Origin of the sequence: Streptomyces sp. NPDC058086 (genome assembly GCF_042885015.1) — a bacterium.
Classification (GTDB): domain Bacteria; phylum Actinomycetota; class Actinomycetes; order Streptomycetales; family Streptomycetaceae; genus Streptomyces.
Window position 1 is genome coordinate 40,807 of the sequence record NZ_JBHVST010000048.1, and the last position, 18,560, is coordinate 59,366.

Annotated in this window: 15 protein-coding genes and 1 pseudogene; 6 read left to right on the plus strand and 10 right to left on the minus strand. The window is 70.0% G+C overall.

The window, feature by feature from the left end; translation table 11 throughout:
• Nucleotides 1-1,227, plus strand: coding sequence for a dipeptidase (locus tag ACFVWD_RS31385; RefSeq protein WP_389600942.1), 1,227 nt, complete (start codon nt 1-3; stop codon nt 1,225-1,227).
• On the opposite strand, the pseudogene ACFVWD_RS31390 reads toward ACFVWD_RS31385, so the two are convergent.
• Both ACFVWD_RS31390 and ACFVWD_RS31395 read right to left on the minus strand, forming a co-directional pair.
• Nucleotides 1,167-1,391: pseudogene (locus ACFVWD_RS31390) on the minus strand (alkene reductase); the annotation flags it as partial. The gene ACFVWD_RS31385 and the pseudogene ACFVWD_RS31390 sit on opposite strands and share 61 nt — an antisense overlap.
• A gap of 53 nt (nt 1,392-1,444) precedes the next feature.
• Complete coding sequence (locus ACFVWD_RS31395) at nt 1,445-1,804, minus strand: VOC family protein (protein ID WP_389600943.1); 360 nt, start codon at nt 1,802-1,804, stop codon at nt 1,445-1,447.
• A 104-nt stretch (nt 1,805-1,908) separates the two neighbouring features.
• On the opposite strand from ACFVWD_RS31395, the gene ACFVWD_RS31400 reads away from it, so the two are divergent.
• Entirely contained in the window at nt 1,909-2,406 is a 498-nt protein-coding gene (locus ACFVWD_RS31400) for a CGNR zinc finger domain-containing protein (RefSeq protein WP_389600945.1), read from the plus strand.
• A 145-nt stretch (nt 2,407-2,551) separates the two neighbouring features.
• Here ACFVWD_RS31400 and ACFVWD_RS31405 read toward each other — a convergent pair whose 3' ends face one another.
• Complete coding sequence (locus tag ACFVWD_RS31405) at nt 2,552-3,895, minus strand: UDP-glucose/GDP-mannose dehydrogenase family protein (protein WP_168492265.1); 1,344 nt, start codon at nt 3,893-3,895, stop codon at nt 2,552-2,554.
• Between the two features lie 175 nt (nt 3,896-4,070).
• Between ACFVWD_RS31405 and ACFVWD_RS31410 the strand changes: the two genes are divergently transcribed.
• Nucleotides 4,071-5,228 (plus strand): acyl-CoA dehydrogenase, encoded by a 1,158-nt coding sequence (locus tag ACFVWD_RS31410; protein ID WP_389600946.1) that lies wholly within the window; start codon nt 4,071-4,073, stop codon nt 5,226-5,228.
• Between the two features lie 70 nt (nt 5,229-5,298).
• Here the strand turns inward: ACFVWD_RS31410 and ACFVWD_RS31415 are convergent, their stop codons facing one another.
• Together ACFVWD_RS31415 and ACFVWD_RS31420 are read right to left on the minus strand one after the other, a co-directional pair.
• A complete protein-coding gene (locus ACFVWD_RS31415; RefSeq protein ID WP_389600948.1) occupies nt 5,299-5,937 on the minus strand; it encodes an HAD family hydrolase in 639 nt (212 codons plus the stop codon).
• A 149-nt stretch (nt 5,938-6,086) separates the two neighbouring features.
• Nucleotides 6,087-6,632 (minus strand): acyl-CoA thioesterase, encoded by a 546-nt coding sequence (locus ACFVWD_RS31420; protein WP_389600950.1) that lies wholly within the window; start codon nt 6,630-6,632, stop codon nt 6,087-6,089.
• 119 nt (nt 6,633-6,751) lie between these two features.
• On the opposite strand from ACFVWD_RS31420, the gene ACFVWD_RS31425 reads away from it, so the two are divergent.
• The gene (locus ACFVWD_RS31425; RefSeq protein ID WP_389600952.1) at nt 6,752-8,038 is read left to right on the plus strand and encodes an LCP family protein; all 1,287 of its coding nucleotides are present in this window, start codon (nt 6,752-6,754) and stop codon (nt 8,036-8,038) included.
• A 74-nt stretch (nt 8,039-8,112) separates the two neighbouring features.
• Here the strand turns inward: ACFVWD_RS31425 and ACFVWD_RS31430 are convergent, their stop codons facing one another.
• A complete protein-coding gene (locus ACFVWD_RS31430; protein ID WP_389600953.1) occupies nt 8,113-9,615 on the minus strand; it encodes an LCP family protein in 1,503 nt (500 codons plus the stop codon).
• A gap of 128 nt (nt 9,616-9,743) precedes the next feature.
• On the opposite strand from ACFVWD_RS31430, the gene ACFVWD_RS31435 reads away from it, so the two are divergent.
• Complete coding sequence (locus ACFVWD_RS31435; protein ID WP_389600955.1) at nt 9,744-10,784, plus strand: glycosyltransferase family 2 protein; 1,041 nt, start codon at nt 9,744-9,746, stop codon at nt 10,782-10,784.
• 67 nt (nt 10,785-10,851) lie between these two features.
• Here ACFVWD_RS31435 and ACFVWD_RS31440 read toward each other — a convergent pair whose 3' ends face one another.
• The 4 genes from ACFVWD_RS31440 to ACFVWD_RS31455 form a co-directional block, all read right to left on the minus strand.
• On the minus strand, nt 10,852-12,648 hold the full coding sequence (locus ACFVWD_RS31440; RefSeq protein ID WP_389600957.1) for an LCP family protein: 1,797 nt from the start codon (nt 12,646-12,648) through the stop codon (nt 10,852-10,854).
• A gap of 141 nt (nt 12,649-12,789) precedes the next feature.
• Nucleotides 12,790-14,532 carry an LCP family protein gene (locus ACFVWD_RS31445; protein ID WP_389600959.1) on the minus strand — a complete coding sequence of 581 codons (1,743 nt, stop codon included), beginning with the start codon at nt 14,530-14,532 and terminating at the stop codon, nt 12,790-12,792.
• Between the two features lie 244 nt (nt 14,533-14,776).
• Entirely contained in the window at nt 14,777-16,099 is a 1,323-nt protein-coding gene (locus ACFVWD_RS31450) for an LCP family protein (RefSeq protein ID WP_389600961.1), read from the minus strand.
• Between the two features lie 229 nt (nt 16,100-16,328).
• Nucleotides 16,329-17,084 carry a TIGR03089 family protein gene (locus ACFVWD_RS31455; RefSeq protein WP_360274971.1) on the minus strand — a complete coding sequence of 252 codons (756 nt, stop codon included), beginning with the start codon at nt 17,082-17,084 and terminating at the stop codon, nt 16,329-16,331.
• Nucleotides 17,085-17,213: 129 nt separating this feature from the next.
• Between ACFVWD_RS31455 and ACFVWD_RS31460 the strand changes: the two genes are divergently transcribed.
• Complete coding sequence (locus ACFVWD_RS31460) at nt 17,214-18,548, plus strand: peptidoglycan recognition protein (protein WP_389600962.1); 1,335 nt, start codon at nt 17,214-17,216, stop codon at nt 18,546-18,548.
• The last annotated feature ends 12 nt before the right edge of the window (nt 18,549-18,560 follow it).

Sequence of the window (18,560 nt, forward strand, 5' to 3'; positions counted from 1 at the left end):
ATGGCCTCCCCCACGTCGTCCGCCACGTCCGTCACGTCCACGGCACCCCTCGACGAGGCCTGCGCCCTCCTCGCCGACTTCCCCGTCGTCGACGGCCACAACGACCTCCCCTGGGCGCTGCGCGAACAGGTCCGCTACGACCTCGGTGCACGCGACATCGCCGCCGACCAGAGCGCCCACCTGCACACCGACCTGGCCCGGCTGCGCGCCGGCGGCGTCGGCGCGCAGTTCTGGTCGGTGTACGTCCGCTCGGACCTGCCGGGCGCGGTCACCGCGACGCTGGAACAGATCGACTGCGTACGGCGGTTGATCGACCGTCACCCCTCCGACCTGCGGGCCGCGCTGACCGCCGCCGACATGGAGGCGGCGCGCGCGCAGGGCCGTATCGCCTCCCTGATGGGCGCGGAGGGCGGCCACTCCATCGACAACTCCCTCGCCGTGCTGCGGGGGTTGTACGCGCTGGGTGTGCGCTACATGACCCTCACCCACAACCACAACATCGCGTGGGCGGACTCGGCGACCGACGTGCCCACCGCCGGCGGTCTGTCGGCCTTCGGCCGTGAGGTCGTGCGGGAGATGAACCGCGAGGGCATGCTGGTCGACCTCTCGCACGTCGCGGCGACGACCATGCGGGACGCGCTCGACACGAGCTCCGCGCCGGTGATCTTCTCCCACTCCTCCTCGCGCGCGGTGTGCGACCACCCGCGCAACATCCCGGACGACGTCCTGGAGCGGCTGCCCGCCAACGGGGGAGTGGCGATGGTGACGTTCGTACCGAAGTTCGTCCTCCAGGCGGCGGTCGACTGGACGGCCGCGGCCGACGAGAACATGCGCGCGAACGGCTTCCACCACCTCGACACCACCCCCGAGGGCATGAAGGTCCACCGCGTCTTCGAGCAGTCCCACCCGCGCCCCGTCGCCACGGTGTCGACGGTGGCGGACCACCTCGACCACATGCGCGAGGTCGCCGGCGTCGACCACCTCGGCATCGGCGGCGACTACGACGGCACGGCGTTCACCCCGGACGGCCTCGACGACGTCTCCGGCTACCCGAACCTGATCGCCGAACTGCTGGACCGCGGCTGGTCGAAGACCGACCTCGCCAAGCTGACCTGGCAGAACACGGTACGGGTGCTGGGCGCGGCGGAAGACGTGGCGCGCGGTCTTCAGGCCACCCGCGGTCCGTCCGTCGCGACGATCGAGTCCCTCGACGGCGACGGGTCCTGAGCGTCCAGGGCGGGGTAGTCGGTGTAGCCGTCCGCCCCGCCCACGTACATCAGGTAGCGGTCCCGGACCGGGTTGAGCGGGGCTCCCAGGCGCAGCCGTCGCACCAGGTCCGGGTTGGCCAGGAACGGGCGGCCGAGGGCGACCAGGTCGGCGCCGGCCGCCGGCATCTCCCGGGCGGCCCGGGTGACGGCCTCGGTGGCGCAGAGAACATTCGTCCTCAGCAGGCGCAGAGACAGAAGGGGTGCCCCGCCGGGTCGGCGTACACCCGCCAGGTGCGTGAACGGTCCTCGGTGTCGAGTGCCCGCGCGCCGAGCGCCAGCACGCCCTTCTCGGCGGCGTCCAGGTCGTCGACGGTGAGGTCCAGATGGAACTGCTGCGAGTCGTCGGGCGCGGGCCACTGCGGCGGTACGTGGCCCGGGGCGGTCTGGAAGGCCAGCGAGGGCCCGTCGGGCACCTTCAGGTCGATCCAGTCCCCGTCCCCCTCGACCGTGCCGCCGAGCACCTCGGCGTAGAACCCGGCGAGGGCGCGCGGGTCGGGACAGTCCAGGACGACGACACCCAGCTTGGCGAGAGCCATGACTTCCTCCGAGGGGTTACCAACGACACCGACGAGTTACCTCTAGACCTCTTCAAGAGGTAACGGTTACTGCATGCTCTCGCATAGGAGGTAACGTCGCAACCATGAATGACCGTGCGCCCGCACCCGGCGGTCTGGCTCTGATCCAGTCGCTGGTGAACACCCTGGACATCGAGTCGGGCGCGGACTCGCTGGACACCGCCGAGGGCCGGGCGCCCTTCGGCCTCGCGGAGGGCGAGGCGGAGGCGTCCCGCGAGCTGCGCGAGTCGTTGCGCGCGGCCTGCCTGGCGCACGCGGGCCACCCGGCGCACCGCGCGGTGACCCCTCTCGGCGAGCTGCTGGCCCGGGCCCCGCTGCACGTGACGGTCGACGAGCACGACGGCTCGGCGCGGCTCGTCCCCGCGGCGGCCTCACTCACGTCCCGCGTCGCGGCGGCCCTCGCGGAGGCGCTCGCCGAGGGCACCTGGCTGCGGCTGAAGGCCTGTGAGGCGCCGACCTGTCACTGGGCGTACTACGACCGCTCCCCGGCGGGCCGCGGCCGCTGGTGCTCGATGTCGGTCTGCGGGGCGCGCGCGAAGATGCGCCGGTACCGCGCGAAGTAGCCCGTCCGTGGGCGCGGAGTGGGACAACCGGCCACACCGGTCGCCGGGAGCGTGGAGAATGTGCGATGACGGCGGTCCGGCCGACTGAGCCTCGGCCGGACCGCCGTCACCTGAGAAGTCCTACCGGGTCACCCGCGAAGCACTGTTAGGCGGTCGGGCGGCCCATCGCCCGGTACGTCCATCCGGCCCGGCGCCACACCTCGGGGTCGAGCGCGTTGCGGCCGTCCAGGAGAACCCGGGCCGAGGCAGCCTCGCCCAGCACCGCCGGGTCCAGCTCGCGGAACTCGCGCCATTCGGTCAGGTGCAGGACGACGTCGGCGCCGCGCACGGCCTCGACCGCGGAGTCGGCGTACCCGAGCGTCGGGAAGAGCCGCTTGGCGTTGGCCATGCCCTTCGGGTCGTAGACGGTGACCTGGCCGCCCTGGAGGTGGATCTGCCCGGCGACGTTCAGCGCGGGCGAGTCCCGGACGTCGTCCGAGTCGGGCTTGAAGGTCGCGCCGAGTACGGCGACCCGCTTGCCGAGGAAGGATCCGCCGCCCAGCGCCTCCCGGGCCATCTCCACCATCTGGCCGCGACGGCGCATGTTGATGGAGTCGATCTCGCGCAGGAAGGTCAGCGCCTGGTCCGCGCCGAGCTCACCGGCCCGGGCCATGAAGGCGCGGATGTCCTTCGGCAGACAGCCGCCGCCGAATCCGATCCCGGCCCGCAGGAACTTCTTCCCGATCCGCTCGTCGTGCCCGATGGCCTCGGCGAGCAGGGCCACATCGCCGCCGGCGGCCTCGCAGACCTCGGCCATGGCGTTGATGAAGGAGATCTTGGTCGCCAGGAAGGAGTTCGCGGAGGTCTTCACCAACTCGGCGGTCGGGAAGTCGGTGACGACGAAGGGTGAGCCCTCGGAGACGGGCGTCGCGTACACCTCGCGCAGGATCTTCTCGGCCCGCTCGCTGCGCACGCCGGCCACGAGACGGTCGGGGTGCAGCGTGTCCTGGACGGCGAAGCCCTCGCGCAGGAACTCCGGGTTCCAGGCGAGCTCGGCGTCCTCACCGGCGGGGGAGAGTTCGGCGAGCGTGCGCGCCAGCCGCTCCGCGGAGCCCACCGGCACGGTGGACTTGCCGACGACGAGGGCGGGCCCCTTCAGGTGCGGGGCGAGCGTCTCGAACGCGGCGTCGACGTACGACATGTCGCACGCGTACTCCCCGTGCTTCTGCGGCGTGTTCACGCAGACGAAGTGGACGTCGCCGAACTCCCCGACCTCGGCCCAGTCCATGGTGAAGCGCAGCCGGCCGGTGGATCCCTCGATGCCCGCCACGTGCTTGTGCAGCAGCTCCTCGAGCCCCGGCTCGTACATCGGGACCTCGCCCCGCTGCAGCATCTCGATCTTCTCGGGGACGACATCGAGCCCCAGCACCTCGAACCCGAGCTCGGCCATGGCCGCGGCGTGGGTTGCGCCGAGATAGCCGGTGCCGATCACGGTGATCTTGAGGGCCATGGGTGCTCCTGGGATGAATGGCTTCAGTGCGCTGCCCGAGCATAGTCGGGGCATGTTCGGACCCCTCATCGGGCAGGTTCCCTCCTGTCGCCAAGCTCACGTATCCCTCCCGTGGGCGGACCCCTAAAATTTGGGTTACTTAACGGTAATTAGCGTCTTTGGAGCGTGAGAGACCTTGGCCGGATCGGCTGATTTCGACCTGTACCGCCCGTCCGAGGAGCACGACATGCTCCGTGACGCGATCCGCTCCCTGGCCGAGGCGAAGATCGCGCCGTACGCGGCCGTGGTGGACGAGGAAGCCCGTTTCCCGCAGGAGGCCCTGGACGCCCTGGTCTCCTCCGACCTGCACGCCGTGCACGTGCCGGAGTCGTACGGCGGCGCGGGTGCCGACGCGCTCGCCACGGTGATCGTGATCGAGGAGGTGGCGCGTGTCTGTGCCAGCTCCTCCCTGATCCCGGCCGTGAACAAGCTGGGCTCGCTCCCGGTGATCCTCTCCGGTTCCGAGGCCCTGAAGCACAAGTACCTGACCCCCCTCGCCAAGGGCGACGGGATGTTCTCGTACTGCCTCTCCGAGCCGGACGCGGGCTCGGACGCGGCGGGCATGAAGACGAAGGCCGTCCGCGACGGCGACGACTACGTCCTCAACGGTGTGAAGCGCTGGATCACCAACGCGGGCGAGTCCGAGTACTACACGGTGATGGCGGTCACCGACCCCACCAAGCGCTCGAAGGGCATCTCGGCCTTCGTCGTCGAGAAGTCGGACGAGGGCGTCTCCTTCGGTGCCCCCGAGAAGAAGCTCGGCATCAAGGGCAGCCCGACCCGCGAGGTCTACCTCGACAACGTGCGCATCCCGGCCGACCGCATGATCGGCGAGGAGGGCACCGGCTTCGCCACGGCCATGAAGACCCTGGACCACACCCGCATCACGATCGCCGCGCAGGCGCTCGGCATCGCGCAGGGTGCCCTCGACTACGCCAAGGGCTATGTCCAGGAGCGCAAGCAGTTCGGCAAGGCGATCGCCGACTTCCAGGGCATCCAGTTCATGCTCGCCGACATGGCCATGAAGATCGAGGCCGCCCGCCAGCTGACGTACGCGGCGGCGGCCAAGTCGCAGCGCGGCGACAGGGACCTCACTTTCCAGGGCGCCGCGGCCAAGTGCTTCGCCTCGGACGTGGCGATGGAGGTCACCACGGACGCCGTCCAGCTCCTCGGCGGCTACGGCTACACCCGCGACTACCCGGTCGAACGCATGATGCGCGACGCCAAGATCACCCAGATCTACGAGGGCACGAACCAGGTCCAGCGCATCGTCATGGCACGCAACCTTCCGTAACCCACCCCCCGCACCACGGACTTGAGGGGCACCCCGCCGGGGTGCCCCTCGTTCTTGTCCCCGCTCGGCCTCACAGGCCGTTCAGCGCGCCCCGCAGATCCTCCGGCGTGCGGTAGTGGACGGTCCGCATGCCGAGTGCGGCCGCCGCCTCCACGTTCTCCAGGGTGTCGTCCACGAACAGGCAGCGCCCGGCCGGGACGCCGGCCCGTTCGACGGCGATGTCGTAGATGCGCCGGTCGGGCTTGGCGATGCCCACCCGCGCGCTGCTGACCACGTGGTCGGCGAGGTCCGTCAGACCCAGCGCCTCCAGGTCCTCCTCCAGCTGGACCGAGGTGTTGGTGACGAGGACCAGCGGCATGTGGGCGCGGGCCCGGCGCAGCAGCGCCACCACCGTCTCGTCGGCGTGGAACGGAGAGCGTACGAGCGCCGTGCTCAGCTCCACCGCCGTCCCGTCGGGCACCAGCCCGGTCAGGCCCTGCTGGATCGACCCCGCCCACTCGTCCGGTGTGATCCGGCCCAGCACCAGCGGCAGCACCGTCTCCGGTGCGAAGGCCAGCTTCATGGTGGTGCCCTCGGCCAGCCCGGCGGCGCGCTCCAGCGCGTACAGGCGTTCCGGTTCGTAGACGCGGATCACGTTGTCGACGTCACAGAGCACCGCGTCGAAGGGGCGTCCGCCGGAAGCGGACGGGGCGGCGGGGGAGAGGGGCATGACGTCACCCTGACATCCGCCCGAAAGCCACTGTCGGCCGGGGCCACCGGCCAGGGTGACTTCCCGGCCCGGTCCTGGGGCGTCCGGCATCACCGAACCCCTGGTTCTTCCGGCCCTCGCATCCTTACTAGGCCAGCCCCTCCGCCGTCCTAGTCCAGCCCCTCCGCCGCCCGCTTCTCCCGGAGTTCCATGATCGCCCGGCGGCGTGCCAGCCGGTGGGTGCGCCGGATCTGCGCCTCCTGGTAGCGCCGCTCGTCGCGCTCGGTCTCCGGGAGGACGGGCGGCACGCGCCGCGGCTTGCCGTCGGCGTCGACCGCGGCGAAGACGAGATAGGCCGAACCGACCTGCTGGGGCGGCGTCGACTCGTTCCAGCGCTCGGCCAGCACGCGCACGCCGACCTCCATGGACGTCCGCCCCGTCCAGTTCACCTGGGCCTTCACATGAACGAGGTCGCCCACCCGGACCGGCTCCAGGAAGACCATCTCGTCCATGGAGGCGGTGACGGCGGGCCCACCGGAGTGCCGCCCCGCCACCGCGCCCGCCGCGTCGTCGACGAGCTTCATGATCACTCCGCCGTGCACCGTGCCCAGAAGGTTGGTGTCGTTGTGGGTCATGATGTGGCTGAGGGTGGTCCGGGACGCGGAGGTCGGCTTGCCCGGAATATCGGATTCCGAGGTGGGCGCCAGGTCTGTCATGCCGTCCACCCTATGCGGGGGCGTGCGGCGGTCTCTTTGCATCAGCTCTGCAACAGGCGTGACCCAGATCTCCCCGGTCTCTTGTTAGGCACACGGTGCGGACCTGCACACTGGTCCGCATGAACGATTGGCCCGACGGGTGGTCCGACAGCAACCGCAGCGACCGTTACGGACGCGGCAGCGCAGGCGCTCAGCCTGAGGGCGCCCGCGTCATGCGGCAGGTTCAGCGTGGCCCGGGAACGCCCGGTCCGCGCCCGTCCGCCCCGCCGTACGGCGGGGTGCCCCAGCAGCCGACGTACGACGACGGCCAGGGGTATGACAACGGGTACGACTCCGGTTACAACACCGGGCAGGTCTACGGTTCGCCGGGCGGCCCCGGTGGTCCGCAGGGTCCCGGCGGCCAGGGCGGCCGTGGCCCGCGCCCCGCGCCGAACTGGCGGCGGCGGATCAAGTGGACCGCGATCACGCTGGTCACGCTGCTGGTCGTGGTCTCCGTGGGCACCTACTTCTGGGCCGACTCCAAGCTCCACCGTGACGTGGATCTCTCGAAGGTCATAGACCGGCCCGACGCGGGCAAGGGCACCAACTACCTGATCGTCGGTTCCGACAGCCGCGCGGGCATGTCGGCCGCGGACAAGAAGAAGCTGCACACCGGGTCCGCCGAGGGCAAGCGCACGGACTCGATGATGATCCTGCACGTCGGGGACAACGGCGACACGCTGGTCTCCCTGCCCCGCGACTCGAACGTGACGATCCCCACGTACCAGGGATCCGCGTCCGGCAAGACCTTCCAGGGCACGGGCCGTCAGGTGAAGCTGAACGCGGCGTACGCCGAGGACGGGCCGACGCTGCTGGTCCGCACCATCGAGTACAACACCGGCCTGCACATCGACCACTACGTGGAGATCGGTTTCGCCGGGTTCGCGAACATCGTCGATGCGGTCGGCGGTGTGGAGATGACCCTCGACCAGGGCTTCAAGGACAAGTACTCCGGCGCCGACTTCAAGGCGGGCAAGCAGACCCTCAACGGCGAGCAGGCTCTGGCCTTCGTCCGTACCCGCCACGCCTTCGCGGCCTCCGACCTCCAGCGCACCAAGAACCAGCAGAAGTTCCTGTCCGCGCTGGCCCACCAGGTCGCGACCCCCGGGACCGTCCTGAACCCCTTCAAGCTCTACCCGACCATGGGCTCGGGCCTCGACAGCCTCACCGTCGACAAGGACATGAGCCTGTGGGACCTCGGCAGCATGTTCTGGGCGATGAAGGGCGTCACCGGCGGCAGCGGCAAGTCCATGAACATGCCGATCTCCGGCTCCACGGGCGGCAACCTCGTCTGGGACAAGGCCAAGGTCAAGACGCTGGTCGACGAGCTGAAGAACGACCAGACGGTGACCGTGTCGGGCAACTGACCCGTACCACCACGAAGGGCCCCGCCGGACGAATCGGCGGGGCCCTTCGCGTGTCCCGAGGACGCGCGCGTCACCTACGTACACACCACCTGATCCCCCGTCACCACCCGGGTCTCCCCCTGGTAGGGATCCTGCACCCGGACCCGTGTGACCTCCTTGAAGTCCGCGCCGGCGATCACCTTCAGCAGCGGCCCCCGCCCCTTGACCTCACGCAGCTCGCTGCCCGGGAGCGCGGCGGCGAGGGACTTCGCGGAGCGGTCCCAGCGCGGGTCGTAGACGATGACGTTGTGCCGGGCGGTGCGGTCCTGGGCGTTGACGGGCCGGCCCGTCGTGCGGAACCCGGTGGCGGCCAGGGCGCTGTCCATGCGTTTGCCGAGGCCGTCCGTGGGCGTCCCGTTCTCCACCTGGACCTGGATCTGCTGCGGGGCCACCTCGACGCGCGCGGTCCTGGCGGGCGCCGCCTTGTGCGGGGGAGCGAGCGGCTTGTCGTCGCGCAGTGACTGGAAGAGCGCGGCGGCCTTGTTCTCGTCCCATTTCAGTGTGGAACCGATGCCCTTGGCGACGTACGCCATCTGCCCGATCGGCACGGTCGTGAACTCGGAGGAGGAGGGGGAGAAGTTCCGCATCGCCCGGCCGAGGTCCAGCAGTTCGTCCGTGCCGAACCCCTGGTCCGCGCGGACCGAGCCGAGCACGGCCCGGGTGACATCGCGGAACTTCATCGGGTTCAGCAGCACCCCCGACGACGTGGCCCGCTCGATCAGCGCCGCCAGGAACCGCTGCTGGCGTTGCATCCGGCCGATGTCGGAGGCGCCGTCGACATGCCGGGAACGTACGTACTGGAGTGCCTGCCCGCCGTTCAGCGTGTGCGTGCCGGCGGGCAGGTCGAGTCCGGTGTACGAGTCCTTCAGGGGATGTGCGGTGCAGATGCTCACGCCGCCGAGCACGTCCACCGTCTGCATGAAGCTGGTGAAATCGACCTCCAAGTAGTGGTCGATCTTCACGTGGGTCATGTTCTCGACGGTGCGCACGGTCAGCTGCGGGCCCCCCTCCGCGTACGCCGCGTTGAGCTTGAGCGGGTGGGGGCCGTGCTCGGCGCCGGTGGTCTGGTCGGTGTGCGCGGGCACCTCGGCGTACGAGTCGCGCGGCAGGCTCACGACGCTGGCCCGCTCCCTGTCGGCGGCGATGTGCACGATCATCATCGTGTCGGTGCAGTGGCAGGGGGCACCGCCCAGACGGTACTTCCGCCGCTCCTCCTCCGTGATCTTGTCGCGGCCGTCGGTGCCGACCAGCAGCACGTTCATGCCGTGGCCCGCCGCGGGGCGGTTCTTCATGTCCTTGAAGGGGTCGACCCGGGCGATGTCCTCGCCCAGGCTGGTGACCACCGCGTGCCCGATGCCCGCCGAGGCGAGGACCACCACCGAGATCGTGGTGACCACCCGCATGGCCCAGCGCGGCTTCTTCCTCCGTACGGGGGGCCGTACGGAGGACCGCTCCGGAGGCCGCCGGGAGCGGGGCGGCTGCGGACGGCTCTGGGGGCGGGGCTGCGGGCGTGCGGGGGAGCGGGGCGGCGTGGGCAAGGGGGGGACACCTCCGCGGGGGTGAACGTGGGGATCCGTGTGCACCGTAGGCCCATACGATCTGCTGCCCGGCCCGCGGACCGGGCGGCGCGCGCCCGTGTCCCCCATTCGCGGTAACGTGACGTCCGATGAGCGAGAAGTCTGACGTGCGGCCCCCCGCCGTTTCTGTGATCATGCCCGTCCTCGACGAGGAGCGGCATCTGCGCGGGGCCGTCCAAGCGATCCTGGCGCAGGAGTACGACGGCGAGATGGAGGTGGTGATCGCCATCGGTCCGTCCTCGGACCGTACGGAGGAGATCGCCGCCGAGCTCGTACGCGAAGACCCGCGCGTCCACACCGTCCCGAACCCGACCGGTCGCACCCCGGCCGCGCTGAACGCGGCGATCAAGGCGTCCCGGCATCCCGTCGTCGTCCGCGTCGACGGGCACGGCATGCTTTCGCCGAACTACATCGCGACGGCCGTACGCCTCCTGGCGGAGACCGGCGCGCAGAACGTCGGCGGCATCATGCACGCCGAGGGCGAGAACGACTGGGAGCACGCGGTCGCCGCCGCGATGACCTCGAAGATCGGGGTCGGGAACGCCGCCTTCCACACGGGTGGCGAGGCCGCTCCCGCCGAGACCGTGTACCTCGGTGTCTTCCGGCGCGAGGCCCTGGAGCGTCAGGGCGGCTACAACGAGGAGTTCATCCGCGCCCAGGACTGGGAGCTGAACTTCCGGATCCGGGAGGCGGGCGGCCTCATCTGGTTCTCGCCCGAGCTGAAGGTGTCGTACCGGCCCCGGCCCTCGGTCAAGGCGCTCGCCAAGCAGTACAAGGACTACGGACGCTGGCGCCATGTCGTCGCCCGCTATCACGAGGGCTCCATCAACCTGCGCTATCTCGCCCCGCCGACCGCCGTGTGCGCGATCGCGGCGGGCGTCGTGGTGGGCGTGGCGCTGACGCCCTGGGGCTTCCTGATCCCCGGCGGCTATCTCGCGGCGATAGCCGCGGGCTCGCTGCCCGCGGGCAAGGGGCTGCCCCTGAAGGCCCGCCTGCAGATCCCCGTCGCCCTCGCCACCATGCACATGTCGTGGGGCTTCGGCTTCCTCACCAGCCCGAAGGCGCTGGCGAGGAAGGTCATCGCCTCCCGCCGCCCGGCGGTGCTCAGCTCCACGGAACCCGCCAACTGAGCCCCATCCACCAACAGTTGGGCCCCTCTCGAGGTCGAGAGGGGCCCAACTGCTTTCCATCAACCGCCTACGACCAGGTGTAGTTCTTGTTGACGTGCATACAGGCGTCGGCCTTGGCGCCGTTGAGTACGTCCGCGGACTCCGGCGTCGTGTTGTCCTGCGCCTTGGCCTTGTACGCCGTGCCCTCGCGCCAGTCGGCACCGACCACGAGCGTGACGCCCGAGACGTCCGTCGACTTCTTCACCGCGCTCAACGGGACCCCCAGCGCCTTGGCGACCGCCTGGGCGTCGCCCTGCAGGTCGGCGCTCGGGTAGCGGATCACCGTCGTCTCCTCGACGGTCGCCGCCGAGGTGTCCGCCTCGGCCTTGGTGAAGCCCTTGCCGACGAGCAGCTGGGACACCGTGCGCGCGCGTCCGCCGACCGGGCCCAGCGTGGCCGTGCGGGTGCCGTTCTGCACGGTCACCCCGATCTGGTCGTCCGCGGCGGCCGGGTCCGTGGAGGCCTTCACCGCGGTCGCCTTCTTCTTGTCCTTGCCGTCGAGCGCGACGTCCTCGCGCACGAGACGGAACAGCTGCTCGGCCTCGACCGGCTTGGGCTCCACGCGGTTGCTGTCCGACACGGCCCACTGCCAGGGCATCGTGGTCATCGTGATGCGCTTCGGTTCGACCTTCTTGAGCTCGTTGCTGAGGTCGTAGAGCTTCAGCACGCTGCCCAGGTCCTTGTCGACGGTCAGCGCCTTGGTGGCCGTCTCCGCGAGGCTGCGCAGCTTGCCGGGGTTGCTGATCGTGGCGTTCTCGCGCATCTGGCGGACCATCGAGTTCATGTACTGGTGCTGGGCCCTGGTCCGGTAGATGTCCGTGTTGTCCTCGAAGCCGTACCGCGTCCGCAGCCAAGCCAGGGCCTGTGTGCCCTTGACGGAGGTCGTGCCCTTCTTCAGCTTCAGCCCGGAGCCGTGGCCCTGGCTGTCCTTGGAGTAGATGTTGGCGTCGACGCAGACCGGGACGCCGCCGATCGCGTCCGCCATCGACACCACACCCGAGAAGTCGATCTGCATGAAGTGATCGATGTGGATCTTGGTGAGCTTCTCCCAGGTGGCCACCGTGCAGCCCGGACCGCCGCGCCCGAGCGAGATGTTGGTCATCACCAGCCCGACCGTCGCCGGGTAGACCTTCTTGGTCTCCGGGTCCGTGCACTTGGGCATCTTCAGCAGCGTGTCGCGCGGCATGCTGATCACCGACATGTTGCTGCGGTCGGCGGAGAGGTGCAGCAGCATCTGGACGTCCGCGAGCGGGGGCGCGTTGAAGTCGTCCTTGGCGCCGCCGAGCGCCTGGTTCTCCTTGGTGTCCCGGGCGTCCGAGCCGATCAGAAGGATGTTCAGGGGGGTCTGCCCGGCCGCGTTCGCCTTGCTCTTGGCCGCCCGGTCCTTCTCGTCGCCGAGGTTCAGGTCGTCCTTCTTGATGTTGCTGTTCAGGTGCTGGTAGTAGAGGTAACCGGCGCCCGCGGTGCCAAGTATCAAAACCGCCAGAACCGACGCCGACCAGCGCAGTATGCGGCGTCTGCGCCGCGGGGGCCCGCCGTCGCCGCCCCCGCGCCGACGCCCGCCGCCACCGCCGTGCCGGCCCTGCCCACGCGGTTCGGCCGACGCGTCGTCGCCGCCCTTGTCGACCGGACGCCCGTCGCGCCCGATGTCTCTACTGGTGGAGCCACTGTCTTCACTGGTGGCACCGCCACCTCTGCCGCCGGAAGCCCCGCCTCCGTCGGTGGGATTGCCGTTCTCGTCGTACAGGCTGTCGTCCCAGCCCAGATCGTCGGCCTGCCGGACACGTGGTCGAGCCCCCTCCCCACGCACACCGCTTCGCGCCATCTCCCTGCCCCTCCCCACCCTGCGCCTGACAAACGGGTCCGTCCCGCGCCCGATCGGACGCGTACGTCTGGCCGGACACCCCTTGTCTCCGGCCCGGACGCCCCCGCGTCCTGTTAGACGTCTGACAGACCCGTTAGGTCATCAACTGGCGCACACTGTCTTGTCCGCCGTGGACTTGTCGACCTCGGGCGCCTTGGTCGGAGTGGTCAACGACACCCCCGCGCCCTTGAAGTCCTTGCCCAGGGTCAGCACGATCGCGGGCAGACCCTGTGAGTTCTTCTCGCTCTTGCCAGGCTTCAACGCCGAGGCGGACAGCCCCATGAGATCCGCCAGCTTGCGCGCCTGATCGGCCTGGTCGGGAGAGTACTCCAGGGTTGTCTTGCTCAGTGTTGCGTCGGCGTTACCGAGCTGGCTGGACTTGACCACGCCCTCAGTATTCTGCAGCCAGTTAAGAGTCTCCTGTGCGCTGCCGGCGGGGGCGCCGCCGTTGTAGATGTCGACGCGGATGTCGGCGGCGGCGGAACGGGTGCCCTTGAGGCGGGCGGCGACCTCGGCCTTCTCCTTCTTCTCCTTCTGCTTCACGGCGGTGAAGGAGACGTCGTTCTTGATCGCGTCGAAGACCGCGGGGGCCTGCGACTGGTTGACGACGACGGTCGCCTTGACCTTCTCGGCGGGGTTGTCGAGCACCGGCACCGTGGTGAAGGTGATGTTCTTCGTGGGCACCTTCTTCAGCTCCAGGGCCACGTCCTTGAGGGTGCTGACCTTTCCTATGCCGGTGTCCACGGTGAGCGCCTTGGTGGCGGCCTCGGCCAGGCTGATCAGCTTGGCCGGGTTGGTGAGGGTGTCGCTGGAGGCCATCTTGCGCATCAGCGAGCCCAGGAACTGCTGCTGCACCTTGATGCGGTCGAGGTCGCCCTGGTTGCCGAAGCTGTGCCGGGTCCGTACGAACGCGAGAGCCTGTTCGCCCTCGACCTTGGACTTGCCCGCGGGCAGCTTGAGGTGCGACTCCTTGTCGTTGACGGCGTGCGCCACGCACACCTCGACGCCGTCGACCGCGCTGGTCAGCGTCTTGACCGCGTTGAAGTCCGCCATCATGAAGTGGTCCACCGAGATCCCGGTGACCGCCTTGACCGTGCGCATGGTGCAGCCCGGGTCGCGGCCGTCCTGCCCGAGGCTGGTGTTGAAGCGGACGTTCTGTGTGCCCGGGATGACCTTCTCGGTGCCGTCCGGCTGCTTTGTCGGGCAGTCCGGCACATTGACGATCAGGTCACGCGGGATGCTCAACGCGGTCGCGTTCGTACGGTCCTTGGAGACGTGCAGCAGGATGTTGGTGTCGGCGTGCCCGACGCTGCCCTTGTCGCCGTAGCCCTCGTTGCCCTTGCCGGTGCGCTTGTCGGTGCCGATGATCAGGATGTTGAAGGCCTCGTCCTTGCTGAAGCCCTTCTTGCCCGCGCTGCCGACGTCCGTCGTGCTGACGTTGCCCTCAAGGTGCTTGAGGTAGAGATAGCCCGCGGCCGAGACGGCGACGAGCACGAAGGCCATAGTGCCGCCGGTCCACAGCACTATCTTCTTCGCCTTCGACTTCTTCGGCTTCGTCCGCCCCTTGCGGCGGCCCGGCGGTGGCTCGGCCGGCGCGCCACGGCGCCGGCGCGGCCCGGGCACGTCGGGGCCGGGCGCCGCCGGACTCTCTCGTTCCGGCGCCCGGCGCGCGCGTGTCCCCGCTCCCGGTCCCGCGTTCGCGGGGCTGCCCCGACGCGGTCTCGGGACTCCCGACTGCGGAGCGGAAGGGGTCAGTCGCAGTTCGTATTCACCGGTGTTCGGGTTGAGTACCCACTGGTCTGCGGGGTCGATGTTGTCCGCCCGCCCACGGCCTTGCGCGTCCACGGTTGTCTGAATCCTCCGTCGGGGCCACGCGGCGCCCTTCCCCCTCAAAGAGCGCTCGGGTCTCGGTCAGCAGTGCGCGACCCCCAGGACAGACCTCGTGGCCGGGTGCACCGGATCGCTCACACTATCCGGCCGGTTCAGGGTCAAGCGACGGTGGTGACAAATTCCACCTTCCTACAACTGGGCAATCCGCCCTATTTCTCAGAGACTTCTCAGCTCGGCAGTTCCCGCCTTGGCGCACGCTTTACCTGCAAGCGTCCTCGGCCGCCGTGTTCCCGCGGAAAGTCGGCGCGGGTGTGGGAGCGGTGGGCCGTTTTCCCCTCGACTTCCCGTTGCCGTGCGACTCCTCTTCGTAGTCGAATGCCGAGTCGTACGTACCTTCGCCGCCACCCTCGTACGAGTTCTTGCGTTTCGCAGGGGAATCCGCCGGATGGTCCGTCGGAAGACTCGTCGGAACGCCGCTCGGCGGGTCTGTCGCAAGGCCGCTCGGCGGGTCCGTCGGAAGGTCCTTCGCGACCGCCACCGGAGCGTCCGCGCGCAGCAGGGCGAAGAGTTTGTCGGCCGCGGGTTTCACGAGCTGGTCGCGATTGGCGTTGTAGATGTACGACGTTCGGGGCACCGTCAGGAATTGGACACGTTCCGTGGGGATATTGCGCATGCCGCGGACCAGGTCGTACAGCCCGCGCAGGCTCGCCAGATCCGGGTCCGTGGTGAGCGACGAAGTGGCCGCGTCGAGCACGGGATAGAGCCGTGCCGGATTGAGCAGGACGTCGTTGCTCTGCACCTTGTTGACGAGCGCGCCGAGGAACCGCTGCTGGCGTTCCATCCGGTCGGTGTCGCTGCCGTCGCCGATGCTCTTGCGGGCGCGGACGTAGCCGAGGGCCTGTTCGCCGTCGAGCACGACCTTGCCCGCGGGCAGCTTCAGCTTGGCCGCCTTGTCGTCGATGGGCTCCTTCAGGCACACCTCTACGCCGTCCACGGCGTCGACCATGTCCTTGAACCCGTGGAAGTCGACGACCACGTGGTGGTCGACACGGATGTTCGTGAGCTTCTCGACGGTTCGGATCGTGCACGCCGAACCGCCCACCTCGAAGGCGGAGTTGAACATCGCGAACATGGGCCCGGTGCGGGTGCCGTCCGGACGCCGGCAGCTCGGCACGTCCACCATCAGGTCGCGGGGGAGGGAGACGGCGGTGGCGCTGCGCCGGTTCGCGGACAGGTGCAGCAGGATCGTGGTGTCGGAGCGCTCGGTCCCGGAGTCCCGGCCGTACTCCTTGTTCCCGTCCCCCGACCGCGAGTCCGACCCGATCAGCAGGATGTTCTGCGCGTCGCGCACCAGCGCGGTGGGCCGGTCCTTCTCGTAGCGGGCGAGCTCGGCCGCGGCTTCCTCGTCGGCCGTGATGTTCCGGCTCAGCTTCTCGTACGCGGCCAGGCCGACGCCGACGGCACCGAGGACCACGACGGCGACACCGAGCGCCGAGTACTGCACCCAGCGTCGCCGTCGCCGTCGTACGAGCCCGGCACCGGTGGGCGAAGCCCCCGCTCCCGGCCCTGTCCTGTCGGTCACGTCGGAGTCCACCCCTCATGGCGTGCGAGCGTGCGGTGCTCCTACGACCATGGCTCGGAGGACCGGCGAGGGCGGCAGATGAGGGGCCGAACGGGTGACGGGACCCGTCAGGGGCGCGAGGCCCCGGCAGGTACGGATGCGCGGCGGGGCGGCGGGCGCGACCGGCACCCACGGGGCCGCCCCGACAGGCGACCGGCCCCCACGGGCCGGCCCGGACGGCGGCCGGCGACTACCGAACCGTCGAGGTCACCCGCTCGCTCTCGATCCGCTTGGCCAACGCGTCCTCGCCCAGTTGCTCCAGATGACGACAGAGCACCACGGACCCCCCGGAGGCGAGCGGCGCGTACAACCCCGCGCTCAGCCCCTCCCAGGTGTCGTACGGCAGCGCGGACAGGATCCGCGACCCGGGCCCCGTCAGATCCAGGGAGGCCGCCTCCGCCCGGGCCCGCTCGACGACCTCGGCCCCCGTGTGCTCGGCCCCGGCGACGATCAGCGCGGCCTCCTCCGGGTCCACCGGCGCGTACGGCTGGAAACGGTCGCCCTGGCTCGGCACCTCGACCGCGTAGTCGGCGTACCCGGCGGGCGGCGTCGGGAAGCGGCGTCCCAGCGGCGCGAGCGAGAGGGCGACGCGCTCGCCGGAGCAGGCGAGCCCGGCCTCCAGTGCGTCGGGCCCCGCGACGACGAGGTCGGCGGCACCGGGGTCGCCACCGACATCCGCGACGACCCCCACCGAGGAACACGCGAGCAGCCACACCGCCGTCTGCCAGTGCGCGGGCAGCAGCAGCGCGACCCGGTCGCCGGGCTCGGCGGACAACTCGCCCTGGAGGAGGTTGGCGGTCTTGGCCACCCAATTGGCGAAGGTCGCGACGGACAATTCAACACGTTCGCCCGTGGCGTCGTCGTAGAAGGTCACCAGGGGGCGCGCGGGGTCCGCGGCGAGCGCGGATCGCAGCAGGTCGGCAGGGGTGCGGTCGGTGGCGTTCACGCGCGCAAGCGTACGCGGGGGTGTCCGGCGGGACGCGGCACCCGCGCCACCGGTTCGGCGGAGCGTGACCCGACGGTCCGTCAAATCCGCAATGGAAAGATATGTATGACTATGTCCACGATCGGGGGCATGCATGGAACCCTTGCTTCCTCGGTCGGCGTCACCTGCGCGGCCGCACTCACCCTTCCGCTGGCCCTGTCCACACCGGCACAGGCCGGACCCCAGGCGTCGAGGACCGAGCCCGCCGTGACGGGCAGCACCCAGTCCCTCCCCCTGGTCCCGCTCTCCGGCGACCGCTCGCTCGGACCCGCCGCGCCCGAACAGGGCCTCGGCAGACGGAGCGTACGGTCGTTCTCGCTGGTCGGGGTCGTCTGGGACGACCCCGACACCGAACTGCGCGGCCGCGTCCAGGTCCGTACCCGCGCCACCGGAGGCAACCGCTGGTCCGGCTGGCAGGACATCGAGACCCGCAACCACGAGCACGCGGCCGACCCGGACACCGCCGAGGGTGGCTCGGGCCGGGTGCGCGGCTCCACGGCGCCGCTGTGGGTGGGGGACTCGGACGGGGTCGAGGTCCGCGTCCAGGCACAGGTGGACGAAAGAGCCACGGCGCCCGGCGAGTCGCCGCTCCCCAGAGGCATGCACCTCGAACTCGTCGACCCCGGCGCGGAACCCGCGCCCCGGGGCGCGCTGACGGGCGTCGGGAGCGCGGGCGTGGAGAGCGCCGAGACGTATGCCACCTTCGCCACCAACGCCGAGCTCGCCCCGTTCGGCGCGACGGAGATCCCGGCACTGTCCAGGGCCGAGACCGAGCGCGAACTCCCGGCCCTCCGCGGCGGCGCCCCGCTCGTGGAGCCGTACATCGGTGAGCGGCCACGCATCGTCACCCGGCGCGGCTGGGGCGCGGACGAGAGCCTGCGCGAGGGCGGCTTCGTGTACACCAAAAAGGTGAAGGCCGCCTTCGTGCACCACACGGCCTCGGGCAACAACTACCTTTGCTCCCAAGCCCCTTCGCTCATCCGCGGTATCTACCGCTACCACGTGGTGAGCAGTGGCTGGCGCGACATCGGCTACAACTTCCTCGTAGACAAGTGCGGAAACATCTACGAAGGCCGCGCCGGGGGCGTGGCGAAGCCCGTCATGGGTGCCCACACCCTCGGTTTCAACGACGACACCACGGGGATCGCGGTCCTCGGCAGCTTCGGCAAGACCAAGCCGGCCGCCGCCGCGGTGACCGCCATCGCGCGGCTCACGGCATGGAAGCTCGGTCTCTCCGGAGCCGATCCGCGTGGCAAGACATACCTGAAGTCCGGCGGTGGCAATCTCTACCCAAAAGGTAAGAACGTACGACTGAACGTGATCTCCGGCCATCGGGACGGGTTCGCCACGGAGTGCCCGGGGAGCCTTCTGTACGGCAAACTCGGCTCGGCCAGAACGGCCGCGGCCAGCTACCAGGGCCGCTGAGGTCTGCGCGGA